This window comes from Gordonia zhaorongruii, assembly GCF_007559005.1.
GTDB lineage: Bacteria > Actinomycetota > Actinomycetes > Mycobacteriales > Mycobacteriaceae > Gordonia > Gordonia zhaorongruii.
The window spans coordinates 738185-761292 of sequence record NZ_CP041763.1 but is presented as its reverse complement, the minus strand read 5'-3'; the positions used below and the strand labels follow the sequence as shown (position 1 = coordinate 761292).

Sequence of the window (23108 nt, the reverse complement as noted above, 5' to 3'; positions counted from 1 at the left end):
TGTGAGTGTTGTTAGTAAGTCCTCGGCCTATTAGTACCAGTCACCTCAACACATTACTGTGCGTACAGTTCTGGCCTATCAACCCCATGGTCTGTAGGGGGCCTTACCCAACAAAGTTGGTGAGAAACCTCATCTTGGAACAGGCTTCCCGCTTAGATGCTTTCAGCGGTTATCCCTTCCGAACGTAGCTAACCAGCAGTGCCCTTGGTAGGACAACTGGCACACCAGAGGTTCGTCCGTCCCGGTCCTCTCGTACTAGGGACAGGTTTCCTCAAGTTTCTAATCGCGCGCGGCGGATAGAGACCGAACTGTCTCACGACGTTCTAAACCCAGCTCGCGTGCCGCTTTAATGGGCGAACAGCCCAACCCTTGGGACCTACTCCAGCCCCAGGATGCGACGAGCCGACATCGAGGTGCCAAACCATCCCGTCGATATGGACTCTTGGGGAAGATCAGCCTGTTATCCCCGGGGTACCTTTTATCCGTTGAGCGACACCGCTTCCACTTGCCGGTGCCGGATCACTAGTCCCGACTTTCGTCCCTGCTCGACATGTACGTCTCACAGTCAAGCTCCCTTGTGCACTTACACTCAACACCTGATTGCCATCCAGGCTGAGGGAACCTTTGGGCGCCTCCGTTACATTTTGGGAGGCAACCGCCCCAGTTAAACTACCCACCAGGCACTGTCCCTGAACCCGATCAGGGTCCGAGGTTAGAAGCCCAATACGATCAGAGTGGTATTTCAACAACGACTCCACCACCACTAGCGTGATAGCTTCACAGTCTCCCACCTATCCTACACAAACCGTACCGAACACCAATACCAAGCTATAGTGAAGGTCCCGGGGTCTTTTCGTCCTGCCGCGCGAAACGAGCATCTTTACTCGTACTGCAATTTCGCCGAGTCTGTGGTTGAGACAGCAGAGAAGTCGTTACGCCATTCGTGCAGGTCGGAACTTACCCGACAAGGAATTTCGCTACCTTAGGATGGTTATAGTTACCACCGCCGTTTACTGGGGCTTAAATTCTCAGCTTCACCACACAAGGTGGTTAACCGGTCCTCTTAACCTTCCAGCACCGGGCAGGCGTCAGTCCGTATACATCGTCTTACGACTTCGCACGGACCTGTGTTTTTAGTAAACAGTCGCTTCTCTCTGGTCTCTGCGACCACCACCAGCTCACAACGAAAAGTCGATCACCAGCCGTGGTCCCCCTTCTCCCGAAGTTACGGGGGTAATTTGCCGAGTTCCTTAACCACAGTTCTCTCGATCGCCTTAGTATTCTCTACCTGACCACCTGTGTCGGTTTGGGGTACGGGCCATGTACCAACTCACTAGAGGCTTTTCTCGGCAGCATAGGATCATGGAATTCACCACTACGGTTACGCATCACCTCTCAGGCACACAAGACACGGATTTACCTATATCTCGCCCTACAGGCTTACACCAGTACAACCACTGACTGGCCCCACTACCTTCCTGCGTCACCCCATCGCTTGACTACTACATCCAAGGTCCCATGCAGCCACACCCAGAACACTCCCGAAGGAGCACAAAGGGTGCTTTTGGATGGTTAGTACAGATGATTCGCCATTGGGCGCGGATACACGGGTACGGGAATATCAACCCGTTGTCCATCGACTACGCCTGTCGGCCTCGCCTTAGGTCCCGACTCACCCTGGGCGGATTAACCTGGCCCAGGAACCCTTGGTCATTCGGCGGACAAGTTTCTCACTTGTCTTTCGCTACTCATGCCTGCATTCTCACTCCCACACCCTCCACACCTGGATCACTCCGGCGCTTCCACGGATGCAGGACGCTCCCCTACCCACCCACACCACTAGACACACCCAAAAGGGTGCACCGATGTACATGTGTGAGTGCCGCGGCTTCGGCGGTGTACTTGAGCCCCGCTACATTGTCGGCGCAGGATCACTTGACCAGTGAGCTATTACGCACTCTTTCAAGGATGGCTGCTTCTAAGCCAACCTCCTGGTTGTCTTCGCAATCCCACATCCTTTTCCACTTAGTACACGCTTAGGGGCCTTAGCCGGCGATCTGGGCTGTTTCCCTCTCGACTACGAAGCTTATCCCCCGCAGTCTCACTGCCACGCTCTCACTTACCGGCATTCGGAGTTTGGCTGACGTCAGTAACCTTGTAGGGCCCATCGGCCATCCAGTAGCTCTACCTCCAGTAAGAAACACGTGACGCTGCACCTAAATGCATTTCGGGGAGAACCAGCTATCACGGAGTTTGATTGGCCTTTCACCCCTACCCACAACTCATCCCCTCCATTTTCAACTGAAGTGGGTTCGCGCCTCCACGACGTCTTACCGTCGCTTCACACTGGCCATGGGTAGATCACTCCGCTTCGGGTCTAGACCCAGCGACTCAACGCCCTATTCAGACTCGCTTTCGCTACGGCTACCCCACACGGGTTAACCTTGCCACTGAGCACTAACTCGCAGGCTCATTCTTCAAAAGGCACGCCATCACCCCACAACGAGGGCTCTGACGGATTGTAAGCGTCCGGTTTCAGGTACTATTTCACTCCCCTCCCGGGGTACTTTTCACCTTTCCCTCACGGTACTAGTCCGCTATCGGTCACCAGAGAGTATTTAGGCTTACCGGGTGGTCCCGGCAGATTCACAGCAGATTCCACGAGCCCGCTGCTACTTGGGCAACACTGAAGCCAGTCAACGCGCTTTCGGTTACGGGACTCTCACCCACTACGGCAGACCATTCCAGGCCACTTCACCTAACACGAAAATTTATCACTGACCACCTGCCCGGCAGAACAGATAACAATGCCCCCACAACCCCACACGCACAACCCCTGCCGAGTCTCACATACGCATGGTTTAGCCTCATCCACTTTCGCTCGCCGCTACTCACAGAATCACTATTGTTTTCTCTTCCTGTGGGTACTGAGATGTTTCACTTCCCCACGTTCCCTCCACACCCGCTATACATTCACGAGTGGGTAACACGACATAACTCGTGCTGGGTTTCCCCATTCGGACACCCTCGGATCACAGCTCGTTTGACAACTCCCCGAGGACTATCGCGGCCTACCACGTCCTTCATCGGCTCCTGGTACCAAGGCATCCACCGAACGCCCTAAAACACTTACAACAACACCCACAAACACACCACACACACGTGCGGCACGAATGTGGACATCACAACAAAAACTTTGAAATTGCAATACACACCTATATTTCAAGATGCTCGCATCCACTATCCACTTCTCAAACAACACACACCCACACACCCCACACCCACACAAACACGGGCGGAAACGCATGAGCAGCCAGAGACAACACAAACATGTGTTCCCTCAGAACCCCGATAGTGTGCAATAAACCAACCGCCAGTCACCCAGCGATCGACCCCCAACCAGCAGCCCATCAGGACCACCAACAACGGAGGCATCTTGTGTTTCACCCATGAACAAACACCCACCGCACCACAAACGGGCACGCAATGAGTATGTTGTCTGCTCCTTAGAAAGGAGGTGATCCAGCCGCACCTTCCGGTACGGCTACCTTGTTACGACTTCGTCCCAATCGCCAATCCCACCTTCGACGGCTCCCCCCACAAGGGTTGGGCCACCGGCTTCGGGTGTTACCGACTTTCATGACGTGACGGGCGGTGTGTACAAGGCCCGGGAACGTATTCACCGCAGCATTGCTGATCTGCGATTACTAGCGACTCCGACTTCATGGGGTCGAGTTGCAGACCCCAATCCGAACTGAGACGCGCTTTAAGGGATTCGCTCCACCTCACGGTCTCGCAGCCCTCTGTACGCGCCATTGTAGCATGTGTGAAGCCCTGGACATAAGGGGCATGATGACTTGACGTCATCCCCACCTTCCTCCGAGTTGACCCCGGCAGTCTCCTGCAAGTCCCCACCATCACGTGCTGGCAATACAGGATAAGGGTTGCGCTCGTTGCGGGACTTAACCCAACATCTCACGACACGAGCTGACGACAGCCATGCACCACCTGTACACCAACCACAAGGGAAACCACATCTCTGTGATCGTCTGGTGTATGTCAAACCCAGGTAAGGTTCTTCGCGTTGCATCGAATTAATCCACATGCTCCGCCGCTTGTGCGGGCCCCCGTCAATTCCTTTGAGTTTTAGCCTTGCGGCCGTACTCCCCAGGCGGGGTACTTAATGCGTTAGCTACGGCACGGAACTCGTGAAATGAGCCCCACACCTAGTACCCACCGTTTACGGCGTGGACTACCAGGGTATCTAATCCTGTTCGCTCCCCACGCTTTCGCTCCTCAGCGTCAGTTACTACCCAGAGACCCGCCTTCGCCACCGGTGTTCCTCCTGATATCTGCGCATTTCACCGCTACACCAGGAATTCCAGTCTCCCCTGTAGTACTCAAGTCTGCCCGTATCGCCTGCACGCCTGCAGTTAAGCTGCAGAATTTCACAGACGACGCGACAAACCGCCTACGAGCTCTTTACGCCCAGTAATTCCGGACAACGCTTGCACCCTACGTATTACCGCGGCTGCTGGCACGTAGTTGGCCGGTGCTTCTTCTCCAGGTACCGTCACTTGCGCTTCGTCCCTAGCGAAAGAGGTTTACAACCCGAAGGCCGTCATCCCTCACGCGGCGTCGCTGCATCAGGCTTCCGCCCATTGTGCAATATTCCCCACTGCTGCCTCCCGTAGGAGTCTGGGCCGTGTCTCAGTCCCAGTGTGGCCGATCACCCTCTCAGGTCGGCTACCCGTCGTCGCCTTGGTAGGCCATTACCCACCAACAAGCTGATAGGCCGCGGGCCCATCCCAAACCGCAAAAGCTTTCCACCACACACCATGCGACATGTGGTCATATCCGGTATTAGACCCAGTTTCCCAGGCTTATCCCAGAGTTCAGGGCAGATCACCCACGTGTTACTCACCCGTTCGCCACTCGAGTACCCAGCAAGCTGGGCCTTTCCGTTCGACTTGCATGTGTTAAGCACGCCGCCAGCGTTCGTCCTGAGCCAGGATCAAACTCTCCAACAAAAAACATCAAAACAACACCAACCCCAAAAGAGCCGGCAGTTTCAACACAAGCCAGAAAGCAAAACCTGACCAATCCAAAAAAACTGACTGATAAAAATCTACTCACAAAAACAACAAACCCCACCACAAAAAAGCGGCAAGATTCATCCTTGTCACAAACAGAAATCCTCAGCCACAAAACAAAATAAATGTGGCACAAGAAAATCCATCACACACTATCGAGTTCTCAAAGAACACACACCCACCAGCACCAACCCCACAAAAGGGCCGAACTCCAGAGAGCAAAATTATTTCGCCACCCGACTCGCGGGCAACTCCACCAGCTTAACACCAGAACGATTCAAACAACAAACCGTGTATCTGAGGTCTTCAACCAGCGCACCACTACTCGTACCGGCACAGGAAGTACCGGAGTAGAAGTAAGTGGATTTCGTCTTCGCGGCCGGGCCGTTCGGACTCAACATAAGTTACACACCCACGAACAGAACAACAAATCGCCAGGTCGCGGACGTGTCCGTAACGCACAGCCGCGAATCCTCGGCATAATTTCGATTCGTCACCGTGACGTTGTGTCGCCGGTTCCGAGGTCGGGTTCGTGTTGCACGCCACATGTCTCTCTCCCCCGCGTTCGGTCGTGGAGCTCGAGGGGTGGAAGGTGGATGGAGTGAGTGCTCACACCGACGGCGTCTGCGCCATTCCACTTCGTGCCGGCTCCCCTGGTTATCGGCGCATCACACTCGCACTGTTCGTCGCGGGTCTGACCACCTTCGGGGCGATGTACTCGACCCAGGCCGTACTGCCGGAGATCACTGAGGTCTTCGGGGCTGCGCCGGCCGTTGCGGCGTTGACGGTATCCGCGACCACCGGACTCCTCGCGTTGACCATCATCCCGATCAGTGCGCTCTCCGAACGACACGGCCGGACCAGGGTTATGACCGTATCCGCGGCTGCATCGGTGGCGCTCGGGCTGCTCATCCCCCTCGCACCGTCCATCGGGATGCTCATCGCGCTCCGTGCCCTGCAGGGTGTCGCCCTCGCGGGCGTCCCCGCGGTGGCGATGGCTTATCTCGCCGAGGAGGTCGACGGTCGCGACCTCGGTGCTGCCATGGGGCGTTACGTCGCGGGCACCACCGTGGGCGGAATGCTCGGACGCGTGTTCGTTGCCGGTGGTCTGGAGATCGTCACCTGGCGTTGGGCGCTGGAGGCCTTTGCGATCGTCGCCACTGTCCTGACGGTCGTCCTGATTCGGATGCTGCCTGCGTCTGAGTTCCACACTCCGGCACGGCTGTCGGTGGGTACGACGGTGCGGAGCGTCATCGGCCACGTCAAGACGCCAGCGCTCGCCGTCCTCTTCACACTCGCCTTCCTGCTCATGGGCGGGTTCGTGGCCGTGTACAACTATTTGGGTTTCCGACTCATCGCCGAACCGTTCGAGCTTCCCGCCGGTGCCGTCGGACTGATCTTCCTCATCTACATCGCAGGCACATGGTCGTCGGGTGTGGCGGGCAAGCTCGCCGATCGCCGCGGACCGCGCCAAGTTCTGGTCGGGTCGATCCTCTGCATGGGAACGGGGCTGATTCTCACCCTGCCCGACAACCTGACCGCAGTGCTCGCGGGCGCGGTGCTCATGACCGCGGGCTTTTTCGGAGCCCACAGTGTGGCGAGCAGTTGGGTCGGGTCCCTCGCGTCCGAACATCGCGCCGAGGCATCGTCGGCCTACCTGTTCTGCTATTACGTCGGCTCGTCGGTCGTAGGCGCCGCCGTGGGCATCATCTTCGCCGACGCGGGCTGGAACGGTTTGGTGATCACGGTCGGATCCGCGCTGCTGGTCGCCCTCCTTCTGGCGGTGGCGGTCCTGCGTGGACGGCGGCGAGACGAGTCCCCTGTCGCGCTATGAGAAGCGATAGCCTTTCACCATGTCCAGCCGCCAGCAGAAGCTATCGCTCGTCGGCGAGTCGCCGGCTGCCGTCGCCGTCCACGATAAGCGGAAGTGGTTGTCGCTGTTCAGCTCCGACGGGATCGTCAACGACCCGGTCGGTTCGGACCTCCATCAGGGTTCTGAGGAACTCGGCCGGTTCTACGACACCTTCATCGCACCCAACGAGGTCGTCTTCCATCCGAAGCACGACATCGTGTGCGGCGCCGCGGTGATGCGGGATCTGGAACTCGAGATCCGCATGACCGATCGGGTGATCCTCACTGTCCCGATGCATCTCCGGTACGAACTGACCGACGACGATCGCGTGCGCGGCCTGTACGCGCACTGGGAGTTGCCGACGATGGTTGCGCAGTTCGGCAGCAAAGGCCCCTGGGCACTGCCGTCGGCGCTGCGACTGGCGGCACGACTCCTGAAGAACCAGGGGGTATCGGGATCGTTGGGCTTCGCTCGCGGCTTCAAACGTGTCGGGGCGGCAGGTAAGAGGCAGGCCGCGACGTTTCTCGATGCTGTCACCGATAGCAGCGTCTCCGGACTTGCGGGATTCGCCGACGTGACGGTGACCTATGGAGCACAGCAACTCGCATCGCCGGCGGCACTCCGCGGACTCGAGGGTTGGACGTCGTCGAAGTTCATCTCGGCGGGCGATTACGTCACCGTAAGCCTGTCCGACGGTGGTGACGGCCATGCGGTCGCAATGTGCGAGTTCGCCGAAGGCAGGCTGACCGACGTGACCGTGTACGTCGAGGAGTAGTGCTCCGCCGCCAGGACTCGAACCTGGAATACCTGAACCAAAATCAGGAGTGTTGCCGATTACACCACGGCGGATTGCTGCGGCTGCGATTCTGCCATAGCTCGGGTCCTGCCCCTCCACATGCCCGATTGCGGAGGTTCGCGCCGTGCCGCCGACCATGGCCGTTCACCGCAACGTAAGATTTTCCCCGCAGCGACAATCGCCTTGAGCGGAGGACCTGGATGAACGCACAGCCCGGGATTGCGGTGATCGTATTAGCCGCAGGCGCAGGCACACGCATGAAGTCGAAGACACCTAAGATCCTGCACCGCATCGGCGGTCGGTCTCTGGTGGGTCATGCGATGCACGGCGCCGCCGGTATCTCGCCGACCTCCTTGGTCGGCGTGGTAAGCCACGAACGTGAACGGGTGACAGCGGAGATCGGCACCGTCGCGCAGGACCTCGACCGCGAGATCCTCATCGCCGAGCAGGAGTCGCCACGCGGGACCGGCGATGCAGCGCGGGCCGGCATGTCGGGGCTTCCCGATTTCGACGGCACCGTACTGGTCACGGTCGCGGACGCGCCGCTGTTGGACGCCGAGACCCTGACGTCCCTCGTGGACACGCACACGTCAGGTGACGGCGCGGCAGTGACGCTCACGAGCTTCGTGGTTCCCGACCCCACCGGTTACGGCCGCATCGTCCGCGGCGACGACGGCGGCGTGACTGCGATCGTCGAGCACAAGGACGCGACGGCCGAACAGCGCTCGATCACCGAGGTCAATGCGGGCATCTACGCGTTCGACGCCGCGGTCCTGCGTGACGGCCTCTCCCGACTGTCCACCGACAACGCGCAGGGCGAGTACTACCTGACCGACCTGGTCGAGATCGCCCGCAGCGCGGAGCAGCCCGTTCGCGCGCACGTCGTGAACGACCCGGCCGTCGTGGCCGGCTGCAACGACCGCACCCAGCTCGCCGACCTCGGCATCGAACTCAACCGCCGCACCGTCCGCAGGCACATGCTCGCCGGCGTCACCGTGGTCGACCCCGCGACGACCTGGATCGACGTCGATGTGACCCTCGGCCAGGACGTGCGCATCGAGCCCGGCACTCAGCTGCACGGAAACTGCGCGGTCGGCGACGACGCCGTCATCGGCCCCGACACCACGCTCACCGACGTGAGTGTGGGCGCAGCCGCGGAGGTGATCCGGACGCATGGCAGCGGCGCGCGGATCGCCGACGGCGCCACCGTCGGGCCGTTCTCATTCCTCCGCCCGGGTACCGACCTGGGCGAGGCCGGAAAGATCGGGGCGTTCGTCGAGACGAAGAACGCGCAGATCGGAACCGGAACCAAAGTTCCCCACCTCACCTATGTCGGCGACGCCGAGATCGGCGAGTACACGAACATCGGGGCGGCGAGCGTCTTCGTCAACTACGACGGAGTCGACAAGCACCGGACCGTCGTCGGCTCGCACTGCCGAACCGGCTCGGACAACATGTTCGTGGCCCCCCTCACAATCGGCGACGGTGTGTACACCGGTGCCGGTACCGTTCTGCGAGGGGACGTCCCCGCGGGTGCACTCGCGGTGTCCGCAGGAGCACAGCGCATCATTGAAGACTGGGTGCCCACCAAGCGCCCGGGCACGGCCGCAGCGCAGGCTGCGGAACGTGCCACACATGGTCAGAACCAGGAGAATAAGAGCTAGCCGATGAGTTGGACCACCGACAACCAGAAGAACCTCATGCTGTTCGCGGGGCGCGCGCATCCCGAACTGGCCCAGGCGGTCTCCGATTCACTCGGCGTCCCCCTCACTCCGCAGACCGCACGCGACTTCGCGAACGGCGAGATCTTCGTCCGCTTCGAGGAGTCGGTGCGCGGCAGTGACGCCTTCGTCCTACAGAGCTGCCCGTACCCGATGAACCAGTGGATCATGGAAACGCTGATCATGATCGACGCCCTCAAGCGTGGATCGGCCAAGCGCATCACCGCGATCCTGCCGTTCTACCCGTACGCGCGCCAGGACAAGAAGCACCGCGGCCGCGAGCCCATCTCGGCACGTCTCATCGCCGACCTGCTGAAGACGGCGGGTGCCGATCGCATTATCACGGTCGACCTGCACACCGACCAGATCCAGGGCTACTTCGACGGTCCCGTCGACCACATGCACGCCCAGGGACAGCTCGCCGAGTACGTGCGCAACAAGTACGGCACCGCGAACACCTGCGTCGTCTCCCCCGATGCCGGCCGCGTGAAGGTCGGCGAGAAGTGGGCCGACGCGCTCGACGGTGCGCCGATGGCGTTCGTGCACAAGACTCGCGACCCCGACGTTCCGAACCAGATCAAGTCGAACCGCGTCGTCGGTGACGTCTCGGGCAAGACCTGCGTGCTGATCGACGACATGATCGACACCGGCGGCACCATCGCAGGCGCCGTCTCCGTGCTCAAGGAGGCCGGTGCAGGCGATGTCATCATCGCCACCACCCACGGCGTGTTCTCCGATCCGGCGGCCGAGCGTCTCGCCAGCTGCGGTGCACGTGAGGTCATCGCGACCGACACGCTGCCGATCCCGGAGGACAAGCACTTCGAGAACCTGACGGTCCTGTCCATCGCGCCGCTGCTGGCGCAGACGATCCGCGAGGTCTTCGAGAACGGGTCGGTCACGAGCCTGTTCAACGGCATCGCGTAAGCGCCGCCAGGACGTAACCCCGCACGACGACGCCGGCGAGCGTCAACGTTCGGCCACCCACAGTGGACTGGCCGAACGTGGGTCCGCCGGCGTCGTTCGCGTCGCAGTGGTACGTGTGCGACTCGGCAATCGCCGTGAGAGCAATGCCGGCCCACACGGGTACCACTGAAACGGGAAGCCGCCGACCTCCGGGGTCGGGGCAACCTCCGGGGTACGGTTGATCCGTGGACGCAACGATCTATCACAACCCGAAGTGCTCGACTTCCCGCAAGGCACTCGCGAAACTCGAGGATGCGGGCGTCGAGGTCACCGTCGTCAAGTACCTGACCGAGGGATGGTCGCGGTCGCAGCTGGAGAAGTTGTTCGCCGATGCCGGGATCACGGCTCGCGACGCGGTCCGCAAACGCGAAGCGCTCTACAAGGAACTGGGCCTCGCCGACGCCGACGACGATGCCCTCCTCGACGCGATGGTCGAGCATCCGGTCCTCGTCGAGCGTCCGTTCGTCGTGACCCCCAAAGGAACTCGCCTCGGCCGCCCGGTCGAGGGCGTGGACGAGATCCTGTAGGCCGACCGGCCAGAGACGCTCACACTGCGGTGATCCGCGGCATCGGGTTCATCGACCGGTTCAGCGACGGGACGGCCACTCCGGCGATCCCGCGCAGCACGGCCTTCGTGCAATCGAAGTAGTCGAAGTAGTCGCGCCACACGGTGATGCGACCTTCCGTCACCTCGAATCGTCCGCATACCCAGAATCGGATGTGCAGGCGACCCACGCTCAACTCGTCGATGCGTTCGGTCAGCACCACCCCGTTGTCGTCGCCGCTGATCGCCAGCAGGTCGACGTCGAAACCGATGCGGCCGCCGAGCACCCGCATCAGCGAGGCGAACCTGCGTTTACCGCGGACCGCAGGCAGCGATACGTTCGTGTAGACGATGTTCTCGTCAACGCCGTCCAGGGCCGCGTCCACGTCGCCGCCCGCCAGGCGGATGAAGAAGCTCTGGACCAGGTCAATCGGTTTCTGCGACGTCATGACCACATGGTAGGCTCGTGCCCGTTGTCTCGGCGAGGATGATCTTTTTCATCGTGATCGGCGCGGCCATGCAAGTCCTCAACCGCTTCTGACGCGGCCGGGTTCTGTGTGTCGATGCCGCCTTCGTCGTGGCCACCGACCAGAACCGGCACCACAGGAGGACACCATGTCGAACGACACCCCCACTTTGAAGGTCACCGTCCGCACCGAGAAGGGCAAGGGCGCATCGCGTCGCGCGCGGCGCGAGGGCCTCGTCCCCGCCGTGATGTACGGCCACGCCACCGAGTCGAAGCACCTGCTCCTCCCCTACCTGGAGCTCGCAGCCATCCTGCGTAACGGCGGCCTCAACTCGATCATCGACCTGGATATCGACGGTGAGAAGCAGCTCGTGCTCACCAAGCAGGTCGACGTCCACCCGCTGCGCAACTACCTCGAGCACCTCGACCTGACCGTGATCCGTCGCGGCGAGAAGGTCACCGTGGAGGTCCCCGTCGAGGTCCAGGGCGACGCCGCCCCGGGCACCCTGGTCGTCCAGGACGCCACCTACGTCGAGATCGAGGCAGACGCCCTCAGCATCCCGGAGATCATCACCGCCTCCGTCGAGGGCATCGAGGCCGGCAACATGGTCACCGCCGCCGACCTCGAGCTCCCCAAGGGCGTCACCCTGATCTCCGATCCTGAGACCGCCATCGTCGCCGTCAACGAGGCGCCGAGCGCTGCAGAGCTCGAAGCCGAGCTCGACGAAGAGGCACTGGGCGAGGGCGACGCCGAGGCTCCGGCCGAAGAGCGCGCCGCGGGCGCAGCCGAGGGCGACGAGTCCGCAGCCGAGTAGTGAAGCTCATAATCGGGCTGGGTAACCCCGGTCCTGCTTACGAGAAGACCAGGCACAATGTCGGCGCGATGGTCGCCGACAGCCTGGTCTTCTCTTATGGCGAGAAGTTCTCCGTGCACAAGCGATCGGGCGCCGAGACCGCCACCGTCCGCATCGGCGGCGAACCGGTCACGGTCGCGAAGTCGCGCACGCACATGAACGTCACCGGCAGGCAGATCGGCCCGCTCGCCGCGTACTACTCCGTGAAGCCGGACGATCTGCTCGTCTTGCACGACGAACTCGATCTCGACTTCGGACAGGTCCGTCTCAAGAAGGGCGGCGGAGAGGGCGGCCACAACGGTCTGCGCTCCATCTCGTCCGCCGTCGGCACACGCGACTATCTGCGCGTCCGACTCGGCATCGGCCGTCCGCCCGGCCGCCAGGATCCGGCCGACTACGTTCTCAAACCGTTTCCGTCTGCTGCACGGACCGACGTCGATCTGCTGATCGCGAACGGTGTCGACGCCACCGAACTCCTTGTCGCGCAGGGGCTCGAGACCGCACAGAACACCGTGCACGCATGGTGAGTGCGCGCCGGATCGGCGTAGCCCGCTGCCCTGTCGGCGCGCCCGGCCCGCACCCGCGGCCGGTCCAGTCGTAGAATCCCCTCAAGGAGCCGGGTCAAAGGACTCGGCCAGGAGAGCGTGAGGACAGGCATCTTGGCGAAGTTGGTTTCACCGTCAGGTCACCCGAACGTGTCGATGCTGGGCATCGGTGCGTGTCGCCCCGAGCGGTTGGTGAGCAACGACGAACTCTGCCAGGTCCTCGACTCCAACGATCAGTGGATCGTCGAGCGGAGCGGGATCCGGAACCGCCGCTGGATCAGCGGTGACGAATCGATGCGCACGTTGGCCGTCACGGCCGCCGAGCGCGCGATCACCAACTCGGGCATCGATCGCGGCAAAATCGATCTGCTCATCCTGGGCGCCAGCAGCTGGCCGAGCAACACCCCGCACGGCGCCCCCATCATCGCGTTCGACATCGGGCTGAACGGCATCTCCGCGTTCGACGTCGCTGCGGGCTGCGGCGGTTTCGGCTACGCACTCGGTGCCGCCGCGGACGCGATCCGCGCGGGCAGTGCCACCTACGCCGTCGTCATCGGCGCCGAGACCATGTCCGTCGGCCTGGACGTGACCGACCGCAGCACCGGCTTCATCTTCGGCGACGGCGCGGGTGCGGTCGTCGTCGGACCGAGCGAGGAGAACGGGATCTCCCCGATGGTCTCCGGCAGCGACGGCGAGCACTCCGATGCGATCAAGCAGAACCTCGACACGGTCGAGTACATGGCCCACGCCGTCGAGTACCAGCACAAGGATCCCGAGACCGATCCGGTCGGCCGGATGAACATCTACATGGAGGGTCCGCGGGTGTTCCGCTGGGCTGCGATCACCCTACCCAAGGCGCTGACCACGATGCTGACCACCTCGGGCGCGGGTGTCGACGACATCGACGTGTTCGTGCCCCACCAGGCGAACGCCCGGATCAACGATCTGATGAAGAAGAATCTGGGCTTCGCCGACGATCTGCCGATGGCGAACGACATCGAGAACACCGGCAACACCTCGGCCGCGTCCATCCCGCTCGCAATGGAGGAGATGCTGGCGAACGGCAAGGCCAAGGGCGGCGATACCGCGCTGATCCTCGGCTTCGGCGCGGGCCTGAGCTACGCCGGCGGTGTCGTCACGCTGCCGCCCGTCCCGGAGGTCACCAGCTTCGACGGTCTGGCCGATTCGAAGCCGGGACCGCTGGCCAAGCACCTGCGGCTCCCGTAGGTCCCGAAGCCTGAAGTATCGAAGCCTGAAGTAATGACCCAGGCCGTCGGAGCGACGTAACTTGGAGGGAGTCGCCGACGGCACCGTCGGTCTACCCGGGGGCCAACCGAAGGGACACTTCACATGGTCGAACTGCACGAGGCTGTCGGCATCAAGAAGATCGGCATGCTGGGCATCGGCGCGTACCGACCCGAGCGGATCGTCACCAACGACGAAGTCTGCCGGCAGATCGACTCGTCCGACGAATGGATCTACACCCGCACCGGCATCAAATCGCGCCGCTTCGCCCGCCGCGACGAGACTGTCGTCGAGATGGGTGTCAAAGCCGGCCACACGGCGATCGCGAACGCCCTCCTCTCCGGTGCCGACATCGACGCCGTCATCCTCGCCACGAACACCCACATGCTCCTGACCCCCGCGGGGGCGGTCGCGATCTCCACCGAACTCGGCGCCAACGGTGTGCCCGCATTCGACGTCACCGTCGGCTGCGCCGGCTTCGGATACGCGTTGTCGCTCGCAGCGGACATGGTGCGTGGCGGCAACGCCAAGCACGTCCTCGTCATCGGCGCCGAGCAGTTGTCGACGACACTCGACATGACCGATCGCAGCAACTGCTTCATCTTCGGTGACGGTGCCGGAGCCGTGGTCGTCGGACCGACGCAGGAGCAGGGCCTCGGCCCGGTGGTCTGGGGTAGCGACGGCACTCAGTTCGATGCGATCCGTCAGGACATCGACTGGGTGACCTTCCTCGATGGCACCGACCACGCCAAGCGTCCGTACCTGCGTCTCGAGGGCACCGCAGTGTTCCGCTGGGCCGCCTTCGAGATGGGCAAGGCCGCCCAGCGCGCACTCGATGTCGCCAAGGTGGACGCCTCCGACATCGATGTCTTCGTTCCGCACCAGGCCAACTCGCGCATCAACGAACTGCTGGCCCGCAGTCTTCACTTCCCGGAGTCGACGGTCGTCGCCAACGACATCGAGACCACCGGCAACACCTCGGCCGCGTCCATCCCGCTCGCGATGGAGGATCTGCTCTCGCACGGTAAGGCGAAGCCGGGCGATACCGCTCTCCTACTCGGTTACGGTGCGGGGCTCAGCTACGCCGCACAGGTGGTGACGATGCCTCCCGTGCCCTTCGAGTGAGTGCTGGGTGCGGGCGCTAGTCGCGGCCGTGCTTTTGCCGCCGCGACGTGCGGACCGATAGCGTAGACGGGTGAGTTCCGAGGTCATCGCGCGCGAAGTGAAACGGCGCCGTACATTCGCCATCATCTCCCACCCCGACGCGGGTAAGTCGACGATGACGGAGGCGCTGGCGCTGCACGCCCGCATGATCAGCGAGGCCGGCGCCGTGCACGGCAAGGGCAGCCGCAAGTCCACCGTCTCGGACTGGATGGAGATGGAGAAGGCCCGCGGAATCTCGGTGAGTTCCACGGCCCTGCAGTTCAATTACGCCTCGCAGGTCACCGACGACGACCCCGAGCACCCGCACGTCATCAATCTCGTCGACACTCCGGGCCACTCCGACTTCTCGGAGGACACCTACCGGGTGCTGACCGCGGTCGACGCGGCCGTCATGCTGATCGACGCGGCGAAGGGTCTCGAGCCGCAGACGCTGAAGCTCTTCCAGGTCTGCAGGCACCGGGGCATCCCGGTGATCACCGTCGTCAACAAATGGGACCGCCCCGGTCAGACCCCGCTGGAACTGATCGACGAGATCAGCGACCGCATCGGCCTGATTCCGACCCCGCTGTACGTGCCCGTCGGCATCGCGGGCGATTACCGGGGTCTGCTCGATCGGCGCACCGGCGAGTACATCAAGTTCACGCGCACTGCAGGTGGCGCCACCATCGCCCCCGAAGAGCTACTCGACGCCGACGCCGCCGAAGCCGCTGACGGCGACGCCTGGACAGCTGCCCTGGAGGAGAGCGAACTCCTCGGCGCGCTGGGCCAGGATCACGACCAGGAGATGTTCCTGGCAGGCCAGACGTCGCCGATGATCTTCACCTCGGCGATGCTCAACTTCGGCGTACGGCAACTGCTCGAGGCTCTCGTCGAGTTCGCTCCCCCGCCCCAGAGCCGGGAATCCGTCGACGACGACGTCCGTGAGGTCACGGACCCGTTCAGCGCGGTCGTCTTCAAGGTGCAGGCGGGCATGGACTCGTCGCACCGCGACCGCCTCGCGTACATGCGCATCGTCTCCGGTGAGTTCGAGCGCGGCATGGTCGTCACCCACGCTCAGACCGGGAAGCCCTTCACGACCAAGTACGCGCAAGCGGTCTTCGGCCGCGATCGCGCCACCGTCGACACCGCATTCCCGGGCGACGTCGTGGGTCTGGTCAATGCGATGGCGCTCGCCCCCGGCGACACCCTGTTCCTCGACCCGAAGGTGCAGTACCCGCCGATCCCGTCGTTCGCACCCGAGCACTTCTCGGCGCTGCGCGTCACGACCGCCGACAAGTACAAGCAGTTCCGCAAGGCCATCGACCAACTCGACGCGGAGGGCGTGGTCCAGGTTCTGCGCAACGACCTGCGCGGCGACGCATCACCCGTCCTCGCCGCCGTCGGACCGATGCAGTTCGAGGTGGTCACCGCGCGGATGAAGGCCGAGTTCAACGTCAATTCGGTCATCGAGCCGCTCGGCTACTCGCTGGCGCGGCGCACCGACGCGCAGAGCGCACCGGAACTCGACCGTCAGCGCGGAGTCGAGGTGTTCACCCGCAGCGACGGTGCGATCCTGGCACTGTTCAGCGACAAGTGGCGCCTGCAGTACATCGAGAGGGAGCATGCGGATCTCCTCCTCGAGCCGCTGGTCGCCGCGGCCGACTGACATGAGCTCCGCTCGAGTCCGCGGCGTCGCAGCTCTCACGCTGACCACCGGATTCCTCCTGTCCGCATGCGGACAGGAGGCACCTCCCGAGCAGCAGGCCAGACCGTCGTCCACGGGTAGGGCGGAGCGACTCGCCCTCGCGGACTGCGCGAAGCCCGCGCCCAGCGGCACGCGCGACCGCAGCGGTTACGGCCTCGCCTACTCGACCGGCGCCATGCAGGTGGCTGTCGAACCGGAGGGCGGGCGGGAGCAGTGCGTCGAGTTCCCCCGCTGGGGCAAACCCGACGTCCAGGTTCCGCCGGACACCCTGCTGTTCACGTTCTCCGGAGGCAACGGCGAGGGCGGGCAGTTCGAGTTCGCGGCATCGGCGCTGACCGGCGCCCGCGTCCCACCCGTCCGCGGGCGTCCCCGGCCAAGAGAACGATCGCTCGATAAGCCGATCGCCGCGACCGTCGGGGTGGCGATCGACGGAATCTACTACACATCGCGGTCGTGTGCGCTCACGCTCACGACCATCGACGGGGAGAGCGCTGCCGGACGATTCGACTGCCCCGATGCGATCGAGCAGACCGCGAATCCGTTCGATCCGTCCGACGACGTCCCGCATGCCGTGCCCGCCGAACCGGATCACCCGGTCCGCTCGGCGACGCTGTCCGGCCGTTTCGACGTACAGCGATGACCCGAGCGGCCCCGGCTACTGGATGATCTGACCGATTGCGACCGGATCGACTTCCTCGATCGTTCGCGGCGCGAACGTGGGGTTGCGATCCTTGTCGACCAGCATCGCGCGGACTCCCTCGGCGAAGTCCGGATGAACGGTCACGCGCTGTGCGGTGGCCAGCTCCCGATCCAGGCACTCAGCGAGCGACGACGTCGCCCCCAGCTCGATGAGGCGCGCCGTCACGAAGAGGCTCGTCGGCGACGCCGACCCGAGCAGGCGGAGCATCTCCTGCGCCCACTCGTCCCCGACCGCGCCCCGCAGGCCGCCGATGACGGCGTCGACGTTCGCGTCGCCGAAGTAGTCCGCGATCTTCCCGAGCGGCAGCTCGGTGTCGACCGGATCCCGGTGATCGGCGAGCGCAACTGCCAGTCCGTCTCCGTTGCGGATGGCGTCGGCCACTGCGGGCAGATCCTCGGACGGCACGAAATGCGTTGCCAGACCGACGGCGACGGCATCCGAGCCGCGCAACCGGGCTCCGGTCAGACCGAGCCACATCCCGACGCCCTTCGGCAGGCGCGACAGGAAGTACGTCGCGCCGATGTCCGGAAAGAACCCGATCGCCGTCTCGGGCATGGCGATGAGCGCCTTCTCGGTGACGATGCGGATCTCACCGTGAACACTGATGCCCAGGCCGCCGCCCATCGCCGCACCGTCGATCAATGCCACATACGGCTTGGGGTACTCGGCGATCAACTGGTTGACGCGGTACTCACTGGAGAAGTAACCGGTGACCGCTTCGGTATCGCCGGCGACCGCCGAATCGCGGATGGCGCGGATGTCTCCGCCTGCGCAGAACGCCCGATCGCCGGCCGAGGTGACGAGCACCGTCTCGATCGCGTCGTCGTCGGCCCACCGTGTGAGCACATCGTGCAGATCGTCGATCATCGACTGATCGAGCGCGTTCAGAGCTTTAGGCCGGTCCAGGATGATCTCCCCGACGCCGCCGTGGACAACGGTACGGATGTGCGACATGCGTGCCACGTTATCTCAGCGACATCGGGGTGATCCTGGCAGTTCAGGCTTACCTGCTTGTGTTCTGCGCCACCCGGGTGGTGTTGTGCGCGATGGTCCGCGAGTACTCGGTGATCTTGAAGATCGAGATGTACAGCTCGCACATGACCCGGACCAGAATCACGTACAGCAGCCAGATGATCGGGACCACGATGAGCCCCATGAGGATGGCGAGGATGCCGGCCCCGGCATCATCGCCGAGAGAGGCGAATCCACCGATGATCAGTGAGAGTGCACTGACGAGCGCACCGATACTGACGACGATGAGCCCGATCACGTACAGCACCGGGATCACGCGGGTGGCGACCAGGTTCTCGAACCTGAAGTCGAAGAGCGATTGGAAGAACGACAGCTTCTGCGCAGGCTGGTCGGCGCCCGGCGCCTGCGGTGCGTGCATCGCAGCGTTCTCCTGGCCGTAAGGATTCTGCTGGCCGTACGGGTTCTGCTGGCCGAACTGCCCCGGCTGCGTGTACGGGTTCTGCTGACCGTAGGGGCTCTGCTGCGCGTACGGGTCCTGCTGCGCGTACGGGTCCTGCTGCGCGTACGGGTCCTGCTGCGCGTACGGGTTCTGCTGGGCGTACGGGTTCTGCTGGGCGTACGGGTCCTGCTGACCGTACGGACTCTGGGTGAACTGCGTCTGGGCGTCCGGGCCGGTGCCGAACGACTGCGTCGAATGGTCGGTACCGGAGGCACCGTTGTCGGGGGCGCCGCTGTCGGGCGACTCGTTCGGATCGTTCTCAGGAGGGTTCGGAGGTGTCGTCATGCTGCCCGATAGTAAACGGGTCCACCGGCCCTTGCCTGGTTTGACGCGATCATCGGCTTCGGGGAAGCGCTGCTACCCGACTACCTCGGACAGCTCCAGCCACCGGTCCTCGAGTTCGGTGGTCTCGGCTTTCGCCGCGCGGACCTGTTCGGTCAGCTCCCCGAGTCCTTCGAAATCGCTCTGATCGTGCGCCGCCATCTGCTCATGCAATCTCGAGATCCGGCTGGTCAGCTTCTTCAGCTTCCGCTCGATCGCGTTGAACTCCTTGCGCGCCGCCTGATGCTCGGCGGCCGGCTTCGCATTCGTCTTGGCGGGCGCCTTCGTCGTCTCCCGCTCCTGCACCGCACGCCGTTCCAGGTACTGCTCGATGCCACGTGGCAGGTTGGTCAGCTTGCCGTCGCCGAACAGCGCCCAGGTGGAATCGCAGATGCGCTCGACGAGATAGCGGTCGTGGCTGATGACCACGAGAGTGCCCGCCCACGAGTCGAGCAGGTCCTCCAGCTGTTGCAGGGTGTCGATGTCGAGGTCGTTGGTCGGCTCGTCGAGGAGCAGTACGTTCGGTTCGGACATCAGCACCGCGGTGAACTGGAGTCTGCGGCGTTCGCCGCCGGACAGATCCGCGACCGGGGTGCGCTGGCGCGCCGGCGAGAATCCGAGGCGCTCGGCGAGCTGACTCGCGGAGTACTCCTTGTCGCCCAGCATGATCCGGGTGGCGACGGCTTCGACGACGTCGATCACCCGCAGCGACTCGTCGAGGTCGTCGAGTTCCTGCCGCAGCCAGCCGATGGACACCGTCTTGCCCTCGATGCGACGGCCCGGTTCCACCGGCACATCGCCTGCCAGCGCCCGCAGCAGGGTCGTCTTGCCCGACCCGTTGACGCCGACGAGGCCGATCCGCTCACCCGGGGCGAGCCGCCACGTCGTGTCGTCGAGGAGGACCCTTCCGGATTCGCCGTCGGCGCTGGGAACGCGCAGCCGCGCATCCTCGAGTTCGATGGCGACCCGGCCCAGCCGGCGTTTGGCGAACGCCGACAGGGACACGCTGTCGCGGGGCGGCGGCACGTCGGAGATCAGCTTCTCGGCGGCCTCCACCCGGTACTTGGGCTTCGACGTCCGGGCAGGCGCGCCGCGACGCAGCCATGCGAGTTCCTTGCGCGCCAGGTTCCGCCTGCGCTCCTCCGCGGCGTCGGCCTGTCGGGATCGCTCGGCGCGGGCGAACACCCAGTCGTTGTAACCGCCCTCGTACTCGTCGACGCGCCCCGAGTGGACCTCCCAGGTCCGCGTTGCGATCGTGTCGAGGAACCAGCGGTCGTGCGTCACGACCACGAGAGCACTGCGTCGCGACGTCAGGTGCTCGGCGAGCCAGTGGACGCCCTCGATGTCGAGATGGTTGGTCGGCTCATCCAGGATCAGCAGGTCGGCGTCGGTGACGAGAGCCGCAGCGAGCGCGGTGCGCCGACGCTGGCCACCGGACAACTCCCTTACCTTGCGGTCGAGGAGTTCGTCGATGCCGATGCCGTTGATGATCCCGCGGATGCGGGGGTCCGACGCCCATTCGTGGTCGGCCACGCCGATGCCGACGACGATGTCGGCGACCGTGTGATCGGCGGGCATCTCGCCGCGCTGGGTGACCGTGGCGACCATGGTTCCGCCCGCGCGGGACACCCGGCCGTCGTCGGGATCGGTGATTCCCGCCAGGATCTCGAGCAGAGTCGTCTTACCGCCCCCGTTGAGTCCGACGACGCCGATCCGCTCGCCCTCGTGTACTCCGAGGCTCACGTCGTCGAGCAACGACTTGATGCCGAAGCTCTTGCTGATCCGCTCAGCGGTGATCAGCGACGTGTTGGTGCCCGGATTGCCCGCAGCCATGGTCCGTCCGTTCCTGGTGGTCAGTGCACCGCGTGTGGTCAGTGATTCTTGTCGGTCGGGATCAGTCGCGCCCCGGCGACCGGCCCCGACGCGGTGCGCACCGCTTTGGCGACACCCGAACCCGACAGTTCGGCAGCCACCTCGACGGCGGCATCGGCGGTCGCGCACAGGAATGCGCACGTGGGCCCCGAACCGGAGACGATGCCCGCGAGGGCTCCGGCCTCCCGTCCGGCCCGCAGCGTGCGCCGCAGCAGGGGCTGCAACGACAACGCGGCCGGCTGCAGATCATTGTGGAGCAGAGGTGCCACCGCGTGCACATCGCCCGATGCGATGGCGACCATCAACTCGTCCGGGCGTCTCGTTCCGGCATCGCCCGAGTGCTCGGCTCCGTCCCTGGAATCCCGCAGACGATCGAGTTCCCGGTACACCGAAGGCGTCGACAGACCGCTGCCGGAGACCGCTATCACCCAGTGGAAGTCGCCGCGATGCAGCACCGGCAGCAACTTCTCACCGCGTCCGGTGCCGAGTGCCGCACCGCCGGTCAACGAGAACGGGACGTCGGACCCGAGGTCCGCCGCGATCTCGAGGAGTTCGGTGCGGGACAGGTCGAGACGCCACAGTCGCGCGGCGGCGAGCAGTGCACCCGCGGCGTCGGCCGAACCGCCCGCCATACCGCCCGCGACCGGGATGTGCTTGTCGATGGCGATCGCGACGTGCGGGTCGCGGCCGGCCCTCGCGGCCAGTTCGACGACGGCGCGGGCGGCCAGGTTGCTGGCGTCGGTCGGCACCTGACGCCGGCTCTCACCGCGAACCGTGAGCGACAGTTCGTCCGCAGTGCGCACGGTGACGTCGTCGTACATCGACAGCGCGCAGAACAGGGTGGACAGTTCGTGGAAGCCGTCCTCGCGCAGCGGTCCGACGCCCAGGTGAAGATTGATCTTGGCGGGGACCCGCGCCGTCGCGGCCCCCAGTCCGGCGTTCATTCCGCTGCCTCGGCGGCGGCCGCGACCTCGGCCAGGCGCACGAAATCGTCGACGGCGAGACGTTCACCGCGGATCGAGGGGTCGATGTCCGCGGCTCGCAGGAGTTCTTCAGCACGGGCCGAGGTGCCTGCCCAGCCACCGAGTGCGGCCCGCATCGTCTTGCGTCGCTGCGCGAATGCGGCGTCGACCGCCGCGAAGGTCCGGCGACGATGGTCCGCATCGAGGCCGAACCGGTCGGTGCGTTCGATGCGGACCAGCCCGGACTCGATCTTGGGCTCGGGCCAGAACACGTGCTTGCCGATCGATCCGGCACGAGTGACGTCGCCGTAGTACCTGGCCTTGACGCTCGGCACGCCGTAGATGCGGCCTCCGGGTGTCGCGGCGAGCCGGTCGGCGACCTCGGCCTGCACCATGACCAAAGCGGTCTGCAGAGTCGGGAACTGCGACATCAGATGCAGCAGCACCGGGACCGCCACGTTGTAGGGCAGATTCGCGACGAGAGCCGTCGGGGCGGCCGGCAGGTCCGCGGGCCGCACGGTGAGCGCGTCCCCGGTGACGACGTCGAACTGATCGAGCGCGTCGGGCGCGAACTCGCTGACCGTCTGCGGCAGCCGCTGGGCCAGTTTCGGATCGATCTCGACCGCGACCACCCGCCCGGCCGTGCCGAGCAGGCCCAGGGTCAGCGAACCGAGTCCCGGCCCCACTTCCAGGACCACGTCCTGTGCCCCGACTCCCGACGTCGTCACGATCCGGCGCACGGTGTTGCCGTCATGCACGAAGTTCTGCCCGAGGGTCTTCGTGGGACGTACGTCCAGCTCCGCTGCGAGCGTGCGGATCTCGGCCGGGCCGAGGAGTCGGGGTGGCGTCAAGACG

General features: G+C 64.0%; 17 protein-coding genes, 1 tRNA gene and 2 rRNA genes. 11 read left to right on the top strand and 9 right to left on the bottom strand.

Annotated elements, in window-relative coordinates; translation table 11 throughout:
- Positions 1–10 precede the first annotated feature (10 nt).
- Positions 11–3135, bottom strand: a 23S ribosomal RNA gene (locus tag FO044_RS03410).
- A 375-nt stretch (positions 3136–3510) separates the two neighbouring features.
- Positions 3511–5030 (bottom strand): 16S ribosomal RNA (locus tag FO044_RS03405).
- Together the 16S and 23S rRNA genes form the textbook arrangement of a ribosomal RNA operon.
- Before the next feature lie 655 nt (positions 5031–5685).
- Between FO044_RS03405 and FO044_RS03400 the strand changes: the two genes are divergently transcribed.
- Positions 5686–6927: an MFS transporter gene (locus tag FO044_RS03400; protein WP_132993459.1), complete on the top strand. Its 1242-nt coding sequence runs from the start codon at positions 5686–5688 to the stop codon at positions 6925–6927.
- Between the two features lie 19 nt (positions 6928–6946).
- On the top strand, positions 6947–7720 hold the full coding sequence (locus FO044_RS03395) for a nuclear transport factor 2 family protein (RefSeq protein ID WP_132993250.1): 774 nt from the start codon (positions 6947–6949) through the stop codon (positions 7718–7720).
- Between the two features lie 2 nt (positions 7721–7722).
- On the opposite strand, the gene FO044_RS03390 is transcribed toward FO044_RS03395, so the two are convergent.
- Positions 7723–7794 (bottom strand) — tRNA-Gln (locus tag FO044_RS03390).
- 147 nt (positions 7795–7941) lie between these two features.
- On the opposite strand from FO044_RS03390, the gene glmU reads away from it, so the two are divergent.
- The 3 genes from glmU (at position 7942) to arsC (ending at position 10952) form a co-directional block, all read left to right on the top strand.
- Positions 7942–9405 carry a bifunctional UDP-N-acetylglucosamine diphosphorylase/glucosamine-1-phosphate N-acetyltransferase GlmU gene (gene glmU / locus FO044_RS03385; protein ID WP_132993249.1) on the top strand — a complete coding sequence of 488 codons (1464 nt, stop codon included), beginning with the start codon at positions 7942–7944 and terminating at the stop codon, positions 9403–9405.
- 3 nt (positions 9406–9408) lie between these two features.
- A complete protein-coding gene (locus FO044_RS03380) occupies positions 9409–10386 on the top strand; it encodes a ribose-phosphate diphosphokinase (RefSeq protein ID WP_132993248.1) in 978 nt (325 codons plus the stop codon).
- Positions 10387–10610: 224 nt separating this feature from the next.
- Positions 10611–10952, top strand: a complete 342-nt coding sequence (gene arsC, locus FO044_RS03375) for an arsenate reductase (glutaredoxin) (RefSeq protein ID WP_132993247.1) — start codon at positions 10611–10613, stop codon at positions 10950–10952.
- A gap of 19 nt (positions 10953–10971) precedes the next feature.
- On the opposite strand, the gene FO044_RS03370 is transcribed toward arsC, so the two are convergent.
- Positions 10972–11418, bottom strand: a complete 447-nt coding sequence (locus FO044_RS03370; RefSeq protein ID WP_132993246.1) for a limonene-1,2-epoxide hydrolase family protein — start codon at positions 11416–11418, stop codon at positions 10972–10974.
- Between the two features lie 166 nt (positions 11419–11584).
- Here FO044_RS03370 and FO044_RS03365 point away from each other — a divergent pair, with 166 nt between their 5' ends.
- The 6 genes from FO044_RS03365 (at position 11585) to FO044_RS03340 (ending at position 17567) form a co-directional block, all read left to right on the top strand.
- Complete coding sequence (locus FO044_RS03365) at positions 11585–12250, top strand: 50S ribosomal protein L25/general stress protein Ctc (protein WP_143965334.1); 666 nt, start codon at positions 11585–11587, stop codon at positions 12248–12250.
- Complete coding sequence (pth, locus tag FO044_RS03360; RefSeq protein ID WP_143965333.1) at positions 12250–12816, top strand: aminoacyl-tRNA hydrolase; 567 nt, start codon at positions 12250–12252, stop codon at positions 12814–12816. The genes FO044_RS03365 and pth overlap by 1 nt, the downstream gene beginning before the upstream one ends.
- Positions 12817–12948: 132 nt before the next feature.
- On the top strand, positions 12949–14061 hold the full coding sequence (locus FO044_RS03355; RefSeq protein ID WP_143965332.1) for a beta-ketoacyl-ACP synthase 3: 1113 nt from the start codon (positions 12949–12951) through the stop codon (positions 14059–14061).
- 123 nt (positions 14062–14184) lie between these two features.
- Positions 14185–15204 carry a beta-ketoacyl-ACP synthase III gene (locus FO044_RS03350; protein WP_143965331.1) on the top strand — a complete coding sequence of 340 codons (1020 nt, stop codon included), beginning with the start codon at positions 14185–14187 and terminating at the stop codon, positions 15202–15204.
- Between the two features lie 70 nt (positions 15205–15274).
- Positions 15275–16888: a peptide chain release factor 3 gene (locus FO044_RS03345; RefSeq protein ID WP_143965330.1), complete on the top strand. Its 1614-nt coding sequence runs from the start codon at positions 15275–15277 to the stop codon at positions 16886–16888.
- A 1-nt stretch (position 16889) separates the two neighbouring features.
- The gene (locus FO044_RS03340) at positions 16890–17567 is read left to right on the top strand and encodes a hypothetical protein (protein WP_143965329.1); all 678 of its coding nucleotides are present in this window, start codon (positions 16890–16892) and stop codon (positions 17565–17567) included.
- A gap of 15 nt (positions 17568–17582) precedes the next feature.
- On the opposite strand, the gene FO044_RS03335 is transcribed toward FO044_RS03340, so the two are convergent.
- From FO044_RS03335 to rsmA, 5 genes are all read right to left on the bottom strand, one after another.
- Positions 17583–18581 carry an enoyl-CoA hydratase/isomerase family protein gene (locus FO044_RS03335; protein ID WP_132993239.1) on the bottom strand — a complete coding sequence of 333 codons (999 nt, stop codon included), beginning with the start codon at positions 18579–18581 and terminating at the stop codon, positions 17583–17585.
- Between the two features lie 49 nt (positions 18582–18630).
- A complete protein-coding gene (locus FO044_RS03330; protein WP_143965328.1) occupies positions 18631–19383 on the bottom strand; it encodes a DUF4282 domain-containing protein in 753 nt (250 codons plus the stop codon).
- Between the two features lie 72 nt (positions 19384–19455).
- Positions 19456–21252, bottom strand: coding sequence for an ABC-F family ATP-binding cassette domain-containing protein (locus tag FO044_RS03325; RefSeq protein WP_132993237.1), 1797 nt, complete (start codon positions 21250–21252; stop codon positions 19456–19458).
- A 38-nt stretch (positions 21253–21290) separates the two neighbouring features.
- Complete coding sequence (locus tag FO044_RS03320; protein WP_132993236.1) at positions 21291–22235, bottom strand: 4-(cytidine 5'-diphospho)-2-C-methyl-D-erythritol kinase; 945 nt, start codon at positions 22233–22235, stop codon at positions 21291–21293.
- Positions 22232–23104: a 16S rRNA (adenine(1518)-N(6)/adenine(1519)-N(6))-dimethyltransferase RsmA gene (gene rsmA / locus FO044_RS03315; protein WP_132993235.1), complete on the bottom strand. Its 873-nt coding sequence runs from the start codon at positions 23102–23104 to the stop codon at positions 22232–22234. Before rsmA ends, FO044_RS03320 begins: the two co-directional genes overlap by 4 nt.
- Positions 23105–23108: the final 4 nt, after the last annotated feature.

Bases quoted from the DNA above. Each gene is read 5' to 3' on its own strand.
- FO044_RS03395 (WP_132993250.1), top strand. From the start codon at position 6,947: ATGTCCAGCCGCCAGCAGAAGCTATCGCTCGTCGGCGAGTCGCCGGCT.
- FO044_RS03340 (WP_143965329.1), top strand. From the start codon at position 16,890: ATGAGCTCCGCTCGAGTCCGCGGCGTCGCAGCTCTCACGCTGACCACC.
- FO044_RS03325 (WP_132993237.1), bottom strand. From the start codon at position 21,252: ATGGCTGCGGGCAATCCGGGCACCAACACGTCGCTGATCACCGCTGAG.
- FO044_RS03330 (WP_143965328.1), bottom strand. From the start codon at position 19,383: ATGACGACACCTCCGAACCCTCCTGAGAACGATCCGAACGAGTCGCCC.
- FO044_RS03320 (WP_132993236.1), bottom strand. From the start codon at position 22,235: ATGAACGCCGGACTGGGGGCCGCGACGGCGCGGGTCCCCGCCAAGATC.
- FO044_RS03335 (WP_132993239.1), bottom strand. From the start codon at position 18,581: ATGTCGCACATCCGTACCGTTGTCCACGGCGGCGTCGGGGAGATCATC.
- FO044_RS03365 (WP_143965334.1), top strand. From the start codon at position 11,585: ATGTCGAACGACACCCCCACTTTGAAGGTCACCGTCCGCACCGAGAAG.
- FO044_RS03350 (WP_143965331.1), top strand. From the start codon at position 14,185: ATGGTCGAACTGCACGAGGCTGTCGGCATCAAGAAGATCGGCATGCTG.
- FO044_RS03370 (WP_132993246.1), bottom strand. From the start codon at position 11,418: ATGACGTCGCAGAAACCGATTGACCTGGTCCAGAGCTTCTTCATCCGC.
- glmU (WP_132993249.1), top strand. From the start codon at position 7,942: ATGAACGCACAGCCCGGGATTGCGGTGATCGTATTAGCCGCAGGCGCA.
- FO044_RS03380 (WP_132993248.1), top strand. From the start codon at position 9,409: ATGAGTTGGACCACCGACAACCAGAAGAACCTCATGCTGTTCGCGGGG.